This is a genomic window from Pseudomonas sp. FW306-02-D09B (genome assembly GCF_058782685.1).
On sequence record NZ_JBYSXY010000006.1, the window covers coordinates 234,099 to 247,070 of the forward strand.

The following is a 12,972-nucleotide window of genomic DNA, read 5'->3' on the forward strand; positions in this document are numbered from 1 at the left end:
ACAACATTGAATCACCAGAGACCCCACAACCATGAACACCCTCAGCCATCTCGGCCCCAACACTCCACGCATCGCGCTGATCGGCGAGTGCATGATCGAGTTGCAGCAGCGCGCCGACGGCAATCTGCAACAGAGTTTTGGCGGCGACACCCTGAACACCGCGGTCTACCTGTCTCGTGAAATGGGTGATGGGGCCACGGTGGATTACGTCACCGCGCTGGGCGATGACAGCTTCAGCGATGCCATGTGCCAGAGCTGGTCCGAAGAAGGTATCGGCCTGGGCATGGTCCAGCGGCTGCGGGGACGTTTGCCCGGTTTGTACTGCATCCAGACCGATGCGTCGGGTGAACGTCGTTTTCTCTATTGGCGCAACGAAGCCGCTGTGCGCGATTGCTTTACCACGCCGGCGGCGGCACCGATTCTTGCGGCGCTGGCGGATTACGACGTGCTGTATTTCAGTGGCATCACCCTGGCGGTGCTGGGCGAAGCAGGGCGTAAAAAGCTCATCGAGACACTGATTGAAGCCCGTCAGCGGGATGCGCGGATCGTCTTTGACAACAACTATCGGCCGCGTTTGTGGAGCAGCGTCGAACAGGCTCGGACGGCGTACCGCGAAGTCTTGCCCTATGTCGATCTGGCACTGCTGACAGTGGATGATGAACAGGCGTTGTTCGGCTTTTCCGATGAGGCGGCGGTGTTCGCGGCCTACGAGCAGATCGGCATACCGGAAGTGGTGCTCAAGCGCGGCGCCGAGCCGTGTCTGATTCGCTGTGACGGTGAGTCGTTCGAGGTTCCGGCGCTGCGCGTCGAACGGGTGGTGGACACCACGGCGGCGGGGGATTCGTTCAGCGCGGCATATCTGGCCAGTCGGCTCCGTGGCGCAAGCCCGGCAGAGGCCGCAGAAGCCGGGCATCGGTTGGCGAGCCGGGTGATTCAGGTGCCGGGGGCACTGATCCCCAAAGATTGAAATACAGTCAATGTGGTGAGGGGGCAACCCCCTCACCACAGGGCCCCCTCTGTGTTCTCAATCGCGGTAAAACACCTGCACCAGGTGATAACCAAACTTGCTTTTGATCGGCCCATGCACGACACGCAGCGGTTTCTTGAAGATCACCGCATCGATGGCGCCAACCATCTGCCCGGGCCGGACTTCGCCCAGGTCACCCCCGCGTTTGCCGGACGGGCAGGTGGAATACTTCTTGGCCAGCACATCAAAGGCTTCACCCTTGGCGATACGTTGTTTGAGCTGTTCGGCCTCATCAAAGGTTTTCACCAGAATATGGCGGGCTTGAGCTTTCATTGGGGCAGTTACCTTGGAGCGGTGGTGGCGGCGGGGCGCGATTATGCCTCAAATCATCCGGTTCGGCGGATCATGTGGCGAATCTTGCCGGCCAGTTGTTCAAGGGTGAAGGGCTTGGCCAACAGGTCCATGCCCTCGTCGAGAAAACCCTGACGTTCGGCGGCTTTTTCCGCGTAGCCGGTCATGAACAGCACGTTAAGCCCAGGTCGATGCTGACGGGCGATTTCCGCCAGTTGCCGGCCATTCATGCCGGGCAGGCCGACATCGGTTACCAGCAGATCGATACGCAGGTCAGATTCCAGCAGCGGCAGGGCGTTTTTGGCGTCTTGCGCCTCATGGGCGATGTAGCCCAGTTCGTTCAGCACATTGAGCACCAGCATACGCACCGCAGGGTCGTCTTCGACCAGCACCACCGACTCGCCCGCCGTCGCATAGGGGCTGCCCAGGCTGACTGCCGCCAGCGAGCTGTGCTGAGGCGCGTTGTGCAGGCGTGGCAAATACAGGCGCACCGACGTGCCTTGTCCCGGCTGACTGCTGAGGGTCACATGGCCGCCGGATTGCTGGGCGAAGCCATAAATCATCGACAACCCCAGCCCGGTGCCCTGGCCGATGGGTTTGGTGGTGAAGAACGGATCGAAGGCCTTGGCCAATACGCGCGGGGTCATGCCGGTACCGTTGTCGCGTACGCCGAGCATCACATAGTCACCGGCCTTGACCGGCTCAAGGGTGCTGATGTCGTTGCCATCGAGGTAGCTATTGGCGGTTTCAATCACCAGCTCGCCGCCCTCAGGCATTGCATCGCGGGCGTTGATCACCAGGTTGAGCAGGGCGTTTTCCAGTTGGTTGGCATCGGTGTTGACCGGCCAGACTTCCGGTGCCAGCTGAAACTTCAGTTCTATATGCTCGCCCTTGGTGCGGCGCAACAGCTCTTCGAGCGAACGCACCAGCGTGTTGGGCTCGAGCGGTCGACGGTCCAGCGATTGTCGGCGGGAGAATGCCAGCAGCCGGTGAGTCAAGGCGGCAGCCCGATTGGCTGACGACACGGCCGCATCGGCAAAGCGGCCGATCTCATCGCTACGCCCATCGGCAATGTAGCGCTGCATCAGGTCCAGGCTGCCAATAATCCCGGTCAGCATGTTGTTGAAGTCGTGGGCGATACCGCCAGTGAGTTGGCCGACGGCTTCCATTTTTTGGGCATGGCGCAACGCATCTTCGGCGCGTTCACGCTCAAACATCTCGTTTTGCAGGCGATGGTTGGCTTCAGCCAGTGCCTTGGTGCGTGTGTCGACCCGTTCTTCCAGCGTCTCGTTGAGGTTGCGCAAGGCTTCCTCGGTCTGTTTGCGCTCGGTTTCGTCGATCACGAAAATGTAGAACCCATTGACCGCACCGTCAGAACCAAAGCGTGGCAGGTACTTCATAAGTGCGTAACGCGGTCGGCCGTCGCGGTGCGGTGAATAGGCCTCGAAACTGCAGGCTTTGCCCGCCAGCGCGGCGCTGATGTGTTCGACGCGGGTGGCATAGAGTTCGTCGCCGAGAATTTCGCGAATGGTTTTGCCGTACAGCTCCTGCGGGGTCATGCCGTACCAGTCCAGGTACGCGCTGTTGTTCAGGCGAAAGCGTTGTTCATGATCGACATAGCCGATCAGCACCGGCATGGCGTTGATGATCAGCTGCAGCTCGGTCTGGCTTTGCCGTAACGCTTGTTCGGTGTGCTTGCGCTCGGTCAGGTCCAGAGCGGCACCGAGAAAACGCAGGGGGCGACCGTGGTGATCCTTGTAGCAGCGGCCTCGGGCAAAGACCCAGCGCACTTCGCCACTGGCTTGCAGCAGTCGGTATTCCTCGGCGTATTCGCTGCCATGGCTGATGCAATGCTTGATGCTGCGGGCGACCATGCCCCGGTCTTCCGGGTGCACGCCGTTGAGGTATTCGGTGATGGGCAGTTGGCTGGCCAGTGCCGGATCAACACTGTGCAACTGGGCGAAGTGAGCATCGGCAATAAAGCGATCTTCGCCGATATCCCAATCCCAGGTGCCCACCGCGTCGGTGGCGGCGAGGGCCAGTTGCAGGCGCTCTTCGGTTTCGTGTTGGGCCTTGAGACTGGCCTCAGAGCGTTGTTTGAGTTCCAGGGCGATGCGTCGGCGCTCATTGGTTTCGATGGCAGTGACCAGGATCCCGGCGACCTGCCCGCGTTCGTCACGAATCGGGCTGTAGGTCAGGTCCAGCCAGACATCCGATTCGCCACCATCGCGTTGCAGGCTGAAACGCTGCTCGCTGTAGGAACGCACTTGGCCTTGTAAGACAGCGCTATAAATGGGGTCGGTGAAGTCTTTAAGTTCTGGCCATGTCTGGTGCGTGGGTTGTCCGAAAGCCTGCGGATGCTTGTTGCCGGCCAGCAGCGCAAAGCCGTCGTTGTAGATCTGCGACAGCTCCGGCCCCCATAACAACAGCATGGGCATGGGCGAGTGAATCACGATGTCCACGGCGGTACGCAGGCTCTGCGGCCAGTGGCTGGCAGAGCCCAGTGGGCTTTGTGCCCAGTCGAGTCGGGCAATCAAGGCCTGGGCGTCGCTGCCGGTAGGGGATCCGTTCATTGGGGTTCCTGCATTAGGGCGGTGCTACCTGTCAGTACTGGTGCATCTACTATTCTTCGAGGGAGTAGACGCTCGGACGCGTGAAAAGTGGCGTGCCTTGGCAATTTTCGTTCAATGGAAGGCTCAATGGATATTTTTTTGCCATGGAAATTCACTCGCTGCTAAGAATGCTGGCCAGCCAGGATGGCTCGGATCTTTACCTGTCGACTGGCGCACCGCCTACCGGGCGCTTCAAAGGGGTACTGCGAGCACTGGCCCATGAAGTGTTCAAGCCCGGCGAGATCGCCCTGATTGCCGAGGCCCTTATGGACGTCGAGCAGCGTGCAGAGTTCGACCGCGAGCTGGAAATGAACCTGGCGGTTTCTCTGGTCGGAGTCGGGCGCTTTCGCGTCAACATCTTCAAGCAGCGCAATGACGTGTCGATCGTGGCGCGCAATATCAAACTCGATATCCCGCGCTTTGAAGACCTCAAACTGCCGGCCGTGTTGCTTGAGACGGTGATGCTCAAACAGGGACTGATGTTGTTCGTCGGCGCCACGGATTCGGGCAAGTCGACATCGCTGGCAGCGTTGATCGATTACCGCAATCGCCACAGCAGCGGGCACATCATCACCATCGAAGACCCGGTGGAGTATATCCATCGCCATCAACAGTCGATCATCAACCAGCGTGAGGTGGGCGTCGATACGCGCAGCTTTCATGCTGCCTTGAAGAACACCCTGCGTCAGGCCCCGGATGTGGTGCTGATCGGTGAAATTCGCGACCGCGAAACCATGGAGCATGCATTGGCTTTCGCCGACACCGGGCACCTGGTGCTCTCCACCTTGCACGCCCACAACGCCAGTCAGGCGCTGGACCGGATCATCAACTTTTTCCCGGAAGAACGCCGTGGGCAGTTGCTCAATGATCTGGGTAACAACCTCAAGGCCTTCGTTTCCCAACGTCTGGTACGCACCCGCGATGGGCAGCGCCGGGCGGCGGTGGAGGTGATGCTGGGTACGCCAACCATTGGCGATCTGATACGGCGCAATGAGCTTCACCAGCTCAAGGAGATCATGGAAAAGTCGGCAGAGTCGGGAATGAAGACGTTTGATACGGCGTTGTTCGATTTGGTTGTCGAGGGCGCGATCGATGAAGAAGAGGCGTTGAAATTCGCCGATTCGGTGAATAACTTGCGCTTGCGTCTGAAGTTGCACGCGGACAGTGTGCCGAATGCCGCCCCCCCATCCACCGAAACCGGTGAATGGGGGCTGATGGACTGACATTCTCTTACGCGGATTTTTAGTTCGCCAGCTCCGGTCGATCCCGAAATTGCTCCAGCGCTTCGGGGTTGGCCAGTGCATCGGTATTTTTCACCGGCTGGCCGTGCACAACATTTCTGACGGCCAGCTCGACCACCTTGCCGCTGATGGTTCGCGGTATATCCGTCACTGCGACGATCTTCGCCGGCACATGCCGAGGCGTGGTATTGGCGCGGATGACCTGGCGAATCTCCTGCTCAAGTTTTTCGTCCAGCGTTACGCCGTCACGCAGGCGCACGAACAACACCACGCGCACGTCATCCTGCCATTGCTGGCCGATGGCGACCGAGTCCAGTACCTGATGGATTTTTTCCACCTGACGGTAGATCTCCGCGGTGCCGATGCGTACGCCGCCAGGGTTGAGTACTGCGTCGGAGCGCCCGTGGATCAGCCAGCTGCCATTGGGCCGTTGTTCGGCGTAGTCGCCCTGAGCCCAGACGCCCGGAAACTGGCTGAAATAGGAGGCGCGGAGTTTTTCCTGCTGCGAGTCGTTCCACAGGCCGATCGGCATCGCCGGGAAGTGCCGGGTGCAGACCAGTTCGCCTTTTTCACCGATCACCGGCTGACCGGCCTCATTCCAGACTTCAACCGCCATGCCCAGGCCCTTGCACTGCATCTCGCCACGGCGGACCGGCAGGACCGGATTACCGGCCAGAAAGCAGGAAATGATGTCGGTACCGCCGGACATCGACGACAGGCACAGATCGCTTTTGATCTCGCGATAAACGTAATCGTAGCTTTGCGGCGACAGTGCCGAGCCGGTTGAGAGCAGGGCTTTCAGGCTGCCCAGGTCGTGGCTCAGGCGCGGCTGGATCTCATTGCTTTCAAGGGCCGCGAGGTATTTCGGGCTGGTGCCGAAGACGCTGATGGCTTCGCTGTCGATCAGGTCGATCAAGCGTTGCGGGCCGGGGTGGAAAGGCGAGCCGTCGTACAGCACCACGCTGCTGCCGACCGCCAATGCCGAGACCAGCCAGTTCCACATCATCCAGCCACAGGTGGTGTAGTAGAACAGTCGGTCGTCAGGCCCGAGGTCGACGTGCAAGCCGTGTTCCTTGACGTGTTGCAGCAGCACGCCACCGACGCTGTGAATGATGCATTTCGGCACGCCAGTGGTGCCGCTGGAGTAGAGAATGTACAGCGGATGCGCGAAGGGCACCGCGACGAACCCGGGCTCGCCGCCCGGACGATAAACGCTGTCCCACAACGCGACGTTGGCTTGGGTTTTGTAATCGTCAACGCGGGCCTGTGGCCGGGCATAAGGCACGATGATCAGTTGCTGCAGCGATGGCAGGCGCTCGAGGATTTCGTTGATCTTGGTGGTCTGGTCGATCTCTTTACCTGCGTAGCGATAACCGGCGCAGGTGATCAGCACTTTCGGTTCGATCTGGCCGAAGCGGTCGACCACTCCATGCGTGCCGAAATCCGGTGACGAGCAGGACCAGATCGCGCCCAGACTGGTGGTCGCGAGCATGCCCACCAGGGTCTGCCAAGTGTTCGGCATGCACGCCGCCACCCGGTCACCCTGGCCGACGCCAGCGGCTCTCAGGCTTTTTTGCAGGCCGGCGACGTGTTCGGCCAGCTCACGGTAACTCAAGCTTTCGCGCTGGCCATTCTCGGCGATGGCAATTACGGCAGTTGCGTCATCGCGACGACGCAGCAGGTGTTCGGCGAAGTTCAGCGTGGCGCCGGGGAACCACTCGGCGCTGGGCATCTGTGGGCCTTCACGCAGCACCGCGCTCGCTGGCTGGTGAAACTTGATCTCGAAAAAATCGACGATGGCCTGCCAGAAATCTTCGCGCTGATCGATGCTCCATTGGTGCAGGGCGGGGTAGTCCGCGAGTGCCAGGTTGTACCGCTGATTGCTGAAGCGCCGGAAGGCATCCATGCGGGTCTTGCCGATGCGTTCGGCGCTGGGTTGCCAAAGAACTTCTGACATGATTGGCCTCTTTTTTATGACTGCACGCACGCTGTTGTGGCGAGGGGGCTTGCCCGCGTTGGGCTGCGAAGCGGCCCCAATAATGGCATGCGTACTCTCGGACAACGCATTAGCCGGACTTGCGACTGCTGCGCCCGAACGCGGACCGGCCGACGGGGGCAAGCCCCCTCGCCACAGAGTTTGGGTAAAGGCTACTGCGCCAGCCACCCGCCATCAATATTCCACGCCGCGCCACGCACCTGGCTGCCGGCTTCACTGCACAGGAACAGCACCAGTTCGCCCAGTTGTGACGGAGTGACGAATTCCAGCGACGGTTGCTTTTCGGCCAGCAAATCATGTTGTGCCTGTTGTGGGTCAATCCCTGCTGCGGCGCGGTCGTCAATCTGCTTCTGCACCAGCGGTGTCAGTACCCAGCCGGGGCAGATGGCGTTGCAGGTGACGTTGCTGGTGGCGGTTTCCAGGCCGACCACTTTGGTCAGGCCGATCACCCCGTGCTTGGCGGCGACGTAGGCAGCCTTGCCCACCGAGCCGACCTGGCCGTGTACCGAGGCGATGTTGACGATCCGTCCCCAACCTTTGGCACGCATGCCTGGCAGGCTGAGACGGGTGCTGTGGAAGACCGACGACAGGTTGATCGCAATGATCGAATCCCAGCGCTCCACGGGGAAGTCTTCCACCGCAGACACGTGCTGGATGCCCGCGTTGTTCACCAGAATATCGATGCCGCCGAACTCACGCTCGGCGTAGGCGATCATCTCGGCAATTTGCGCGGGGTCGCTGACATCGGCCGGGTGATGGCCGACCTTGCCGCCGAACTGTTGCACCTGGGCGATGACGGTGGAGGCATCGCCGAAACCATTGAGGATCAGGTTGGCGCCGGCCTTGGCCAGGCTCAGTGCGATGCCCAGGCCGATGCCGCTGGTGGAGCCGGTGACCAATGCGGTTTTGCCCGAAAGAGTTGTCATGAATGCCTCACACAATGCCGGTGGCGTAGAAAGTACCGATGACTACGAAGACCGCCAGGGTCTTGATCAGCGTAATACAGAAAATGTCTTTATAGGCTTCGCGGTGGGTCAGGCCCGTTACCGCGAGCAAGGTAATGACGGCGCCGTTGTGCGGCAGGGTGTCCATGCCGCCACTGGCCATCGCCGCGACCCGGTGCAGCACTTCCAGCGGAATGTTCGCCGCATGGGCCGCCGCGATGAAGTCATTGGCCATCGCCGCCAGGGCGATGCTCATGCCGCCCGAGGCTGAACCGGTGATACCCGCCAGCAGGGTCACGGTGATCGCTTCATTGACCAGCGGGTTAGGGATGCTTTTCAGCCAGTCGGCCAGTACCAGAAAACCGGGCAACGAGGCGATGACCGCGCCAAAGCCGTATTCCGATGCGGTGTTCATCGCCGCCAGCAAGGCGCCACTGACCGCGCTTCTGCTGCCCTCGGCGAGCTTGCCGCGGATTGCCTGGAAGCCGAACACCAGCACCATGACGATGCCGACCAGCAACGCAGCCTGGACCGCCCAGATCGCGGTGAGCTTGGCGATTTCGGTGGTCACCGGCGCGGCCATGCCCGGCAGGCTCAGGCTGTGGGTCTTGCCGTACCACAGTGGAATCCAGTGGGTGAACAGCAGATTCATGATGCCCACCAACAGCAACGGCGAGAGCGCGATCCACGGGTTCGGCAGCTTCACGTCTTCGGCGGTTTCCGGCTCGTTGCGTAGCGTTGTGCCGTAGCCTTCACCCTTGCGCTGGGCTTTGTTGCGCTGACGCTGGAGGAACAGCATACCGGCGCAAAAGACGAAGATCGTGCCAATCAAACCCAGCCACGGCGCGGCCCAGGCGGTGGTGTTGAAGAAGGTGCTGGGGATGATGTTCTGGATTTGCGGGGTGCCGGGCAGGGCGTCCATGGTGAAGGAAAATGCGCCGAGAGCGATGGTCGCCGGGATCAGCCGTTTCGGGATATTGCTCTGACGGAACATCTCCGCGGCAAACGGATACACCGCGAATACCACGACGAACAGCGACACACCGCCGTAGGTGAGCAGGGCGCAGACCAGCACGATCACCAGCATCGCCTGGCGGGTGCCGAGCAGGCGAATCGCAGCAGCGACGATCGAACGTGAGAAGCCCGACAACTCGATCAGCTTGCCGAACACCGCGCCGAGCAGGAACACCGGGAAGTACAGTTTGACGAACCCGACCATTTTCTCCATGAACACCCCGGTGAAGGCGGGCGCAACGGCAGAGGGGTCAGTGAGCAGGACCGCGCCAAGGGCGGCAATCGGAGCGAAGAGAATGACGCTGTAGCCACGGTAAGCAGCCAGCATCAGCAGCGCGAGGGCCGCCAAGGCAATGATCACACTCATGGTGTGTCTCCTGGATTGTTATTTTTTTTGGGGTGGAGCGGGTGTGGAGGGGGCTATAGCGAGTTTTGTGCCAACTTGTTAAGTTATTGATAAGTAAGGATGTTTTTATCTGTGGCGATGATTCTTGAAATATTTGTCTCTGTTTTGAGATTGTGCTGTTCGAGCTGACGCCATCGCGGGCAAACGGAACGCCGCCCGGCCGCTCCTACAGATTTTGTGCCGATCGCGGATGATGCGTACACCCGAAACCTGTAGGAGCGGCCGGGCGGCGTTCCGTTTGTCCGCGATGGCCGCGACGCGATTTCAAGTCATGTCTATAAACAGAGACAAGCATCTCTTTATAGAGACTCGGCAATCCCCAGCGCCACCATCTTCTTGTACAGCGTCGAACGCCCCAGCCCCAGCCGCGCCGCCGCGTCGATCACCTTGCCACCACAATGCGCGAGCGTACTTTCAATCAACTGCCGGTCGAAGCGTTCGCGTGCGGCACTGAAGGTCTCGTTGGCATGGGTTTCAATGGCCAGTGATGCGCAACGCTGTACCGGCACAAAGCTGCCAATCGCCGCGCGAATTTCCGCAGCATTGAGGATCAGGTCATCACTGAGCAAAGCGGCCCGTTCCAGCACGTTGCGCAGTTCACGAATGTTACCCGGCCAGGCGTGTTGGCCGAGCAACTCCAGGGCCTGGCTGTCGAGCTCATGCTGACTGCGCAGCTCTTCCAGGATCGCTTCGCTCAGGGCCGGCAGGTCGTCGAGGCGCTCGCGCAGGGGCGGCACCTGGATCGGCAACACGTTGAGGCGGTAATACAGGTCGGCACGAAACTCGCCGCGTTTGATCGCCGCTTCAAGGTCGGTGGAGGTCGCGGCGATCACCCGTACGTCGCTCTGGATCACTTCGTTGGAGCCGACCGGTTCGAATTCTTTTTCCTGCAATACCCGCAGCAGTTTGCTTTGCAACGGCAGCGGCATGTCGCCGATTTCGTCGAGAAACAAGGTCCCGCCCTGAGCGATCTGCAGCTTGCCGGAGCGGCCCTTGCGATCTGCACCGGTGAAGGCGCCAGGCGCGGTGCCGAAAAATTCGGCTTCGAGCAACGCTTCGGGGATCGCCGCGCTGTTGATGCTGACGAAGGCTTTGTGCGCCCGTGGCGAGGCACCGTGAATCGCCTGGGCCAGCAGCTCTTTGCCAGTGCCGGTTTCACCCAGCAACAAGACCGGGGACTCAGTGCTGGCGCTACGTCGGGCGCGGCGTTTGACCTCCAGGCTGGCAGCGCTGGTACCAATGAAGTGGGCGAAGGTGTACTTGGCTTGCCGGGCCCGTAGCAGCGAACGCGTGGACGCAAGCTCTTCCTGCATGCTCAGGTAACGCTTGAGCATCGGCGACAGGCTGCGCAGTTCATCGAACAGTGCGAAGCCGATGGCGCCGATCACCGCACCGGTGTCATCGTGAATCGGCAGGCGCATCACCACCAGCGGTTCTTTGGACGTGTCCTGCATGTCCAGCAGGATCGGTCGACCGGTACGCACCACCTCGCGCAACAGGCTGCCGGGGATCACGCTTTCACAAGGCCTGCCGATTGCCACTTCAGCTGACGCCAGACCGAAGCGCTTGGCATAACGTTCGTTCATCCAGACGATGTTCGCGTCGCGGTCGACGATCACCGTGCCTTCGCTGGATTGCTCGATGATCTCGAACAGCGAGCGGATCGCCAGCATGCGCACACGTTGGTAGTCCTTGAGGCTTTCGGTGGTGTTCATGGTTTCATTTCCAGAATGTGTATTGCCTGTTCAGGCCCCTTCGCGAGCAAGCCCGCTCCCACATTGGATCTGCGGTGTTAACAAGACCCTGTGGGAGCGGGCTTGCTCGCGAAGGCCATAACGCGGTCTGGCGGGATCATACCCAGCCCGGATGCGCTGCGGCCAACAGCTCTTTGGTATAGGGGTGCTGCGGTGCGGCGAACACGTCATGGCTGGCGCCGCGTTCCACGACTTTACCGTCCTTGATCACGATCATGTCATGGGCCAGGGCGCGAATCACTGCCAGGTCATGGCTGATAAACAGGTAGGTCAGGCCGTATTTTTCCTGAAGCTGGCGGAGCAGGGCGACCACCTGTTTTTGCACCGTGCGATCAAGTGCCGAGGTCGGTTCGTCCAGCAGAATCAATGCCGGTTTCAGTACCAGGGCGCGGGCGATGGCAATCCGTTGGCGTTGGCCACCGGAAAATTCGTGCGGGTAGCGGTGGCGGCTTTGCGGGTCAAGGCCGACCTCTTTCAGCACCTGAATGACCTGGGTCTCGCATTCGGCAGCGCTTGATTGGCTGTGGACTTCCAGCCCTTCGCTGATGATCTGTGCGACTGACATTCGCGGGCTGAGGCTGCCAAACGGGTCCTGAAAGACTACCTGCATCTGCTTGCGCCAGGGCCGCAGTTGCTTCTGGTTCAGGCTGTCGAGCGCCTCGCCCTGAAAGCGGATGCTGCCGTCGGAGTCGAGCAGGCGCAGGATCGCCTGGCCGAGGGTGGATTTGCCGGAACCGGATTCGCCAACGATGCCCAGCGTCTTGCCACGTTGAATACTCAGGCTGATGCCGTCGACTGCATGCAGCCAGGTTTTGCGCTGGAACAATCCGCCGCCTAGCGGAAAGCGCACGTTGAGGTCGTTGACTTCCAGCACCACTTCACGCTCGTCACGAGGCAGGGGTTCGCCTTCCGGTTCGGCGTTCAACAGCAGGCGACTGTAGGGATGTTGCGGGTGGTTGAAGAGGCGCTCGCACTCGGCTTGCTCGACGATTTCCCCAGCGCGCATGACGCAGACACGCTGGGCGATGCTGCGCACCAGATTAAGGTCGTGGCTGATCAACAGCAGCGACATGCCCAGGCGTTGTTGCAGTGATTTGAGCAGCCGCAGGATCTTGCGCTGTACCGTCACATCGAGCGCGGTAGTTGGCTCATCGGCGATCAGCAACTCGGGTTCGCAAGCCAGCGCCATGGCGATCATTACCCGTTGCCGCTGGCCACCCGAGAGCTGGTGCGGATAGGCCTTGAGGCGCTCTTCGGGTTTTTTGATGCCCACCAGTTCGAGCAGCTCAAGGGTGCGTTTTTGCGCCGCCTTGTCACCCAGTCCCTTGTGCACCAGCAGGGTTTCGCCAATCTGCTTTTCGACGCTGTGCAACGGATTGAGGGAGGTCATCGGTTCCTGGAAAATCATCGCGATGCGATTGCCGCGCAATGCTCGCAGGGTCGCGACGTCCGCGCCGATCAGTTCCTGGCCACGATAGCGAATGCTGCCCCGGGTTTCGGTGCCGCCGTCAGGTAGCAGTTGGAGGATCGATTGGGCGGTCACCGATTTGCCCGAGCCGGATTCGCCGACCAGCGCCAGGCACTCGCCGGGACGGATGTCCAGGCACACATTGCGCACTGCAGCCTGACCACTGAAGGCCACGTTGAGGTCACGGATTTCGATCAGGTTGTCGCTCATGTCCAATGT

Annotated in this window: 9 protein-coding genes; 2 read left to right on the forward strand and 7 right to left on the reverse strand. The window is 60.7% G+C overall.

The annotated features are described in order from the left end of the window. The first annotated feature begins 31 nt into the window (after nucleotides 1–31). Nucleotides 32–967 (forward strand): 2-dehydro-3-deoxygluconokinase, encoded by a 936-nt coding sequence (gene kdgK, locus AC3WK5_RS12990; RefSeq protein WP_103315233.1) that lies wholly within the window; start codon nucleotides 32–34, stop codon nucleotides 965–967. A 57-nt stretch (nucleotides 968–1,024) separates the two neighbouring features. Here the strand turns inward: kdgK and AC3WK5_RS12995 are convergent, their stop codons facing one another. Together AC3WK5_RS12995 and AC3WK5_RS13000 are read right to left on the reverse strand one after the other, a co-directional pair. Then, nucleotides 1,025–1,300: a peptidylprolyl isomerase gene (locus tag AC3WK5_RS12995; protein WP_103315234.1), complete on the reverse strand. Its 276-nt coding sequence runs from the start codon at nucleotides 1,298–1,300 to the stop codon at nucleotides 1,025–1,027. A gap of 53 nt (nucleotides 1,301–1,353) precedes the next feature. Continuing rightward, nucleotides 1,354–3,891, reverse strand: a complete 2,538-nt coding sequence (locus AC3WK5_RS13000) for a PAS domain-containing hybrid sensor histidine kinase/response regulator (protein WP_103315235.1) — start codon at nucleotides 3,889–3,891, stop codon at nucleotides 1,354–1,356. Between the two features lie 143 nt (nucleotides 3,892–4,034). On the opposite strand from AC3WK5_RS13000, the gene AC3WK5_RS13005 reads away from it, so the two are divergent. After that, nucleotides 4,035–5,153, forward strand: a complete 1,119-nt coding sequence (locus tag AC3WK5_RS13005; protein ID WP_103315236.1) for a PilT/PilU family type 4a pilus ATPase — start codon at nucleotides 4,035–4,037, stop codon at nucleotides 5,151–5,153. Between the two features lie 19 nt (nucleotides 5,154–5,172). On the opposite strand, the gene AC3WK5_RS13010 is transcribed toward AC3WK5_RS13005, so the two are convergent. The 5 genes from AC3WK5_RS13010 to AC3WK5_RS13030 all read right to left on the reverse strand — a co-directional run bounded on the left by AC3WK5_RS13010 (nucleotide 5,173) and on the right by AC3WK5_RS13030 (nucleotide 12,963). Next, nucleotides 5,173–7,128 (reverse strand): acetoacetate--CoA ligase, encoded by a 1,956-nt coding sequence (locus tag AC3WK5_RS13010; protein ID WP_103315237.1) that lies wholly within the window; start codon nucleotides 7,126–7,128, stop codon nucleotides 5,173–5,175. Between the two features lie 191 nt (nucleotides 7,129–7,319). Then, entirely contained in the window at nucleotides 7,320–8,093 is a 774-nt protein-coding gene (locus AC3WK5_RS13015; RefSeq protein WP_103315238.1) for a 3-hydroxybutyrate dehydrogenase, read from the reverse strand. 7 nt (nucleotides 8,094–8,100) lie between these two features. Then, nucleotides 8,101–9,492, reverse strand: coding sequence for a GntP family permease (locus AC3WK5_RS13020; RefSeq protein ID WP_103315239.1), 1,392 nt, complete (start codon nucleotides 9,490–9,492; stop codon nucleotides 8,101–8,103). Between the two features lie 338 nt (nucleotides 9,493–9,830). After that, nucleotides 9,831–11,246 (reverse strand): sigma-54 interaction domain-containing protein, encoded by a 1,416-nt coding sequence (locus AC3WK5_RS13025; RefSeq protein WP_103315240.1) that lies wholly within the window; start codon nucleotides 11,244–11,246, stop codon nucleotides 9,831–9,833. A 136-nt stretch (nucleotides 11,247–11,382) separates the two neighbouring features. Next, nucleotides 11,383–12,963 (reverse strand): ABC transporter ATP-binding protein, encoded by a 1,581-nt coding sequence (locus tag AC3WK5_RS13030; RefSeq protein ID WP_103315241.1) that lies wholly within the window; start codon nucleotides 12,961–12,963, stop codon nucleotides 11,383–11,385. Between the last annotated feature and the right edge of the window lie 9 nt (nucleotides 12,964–12,972).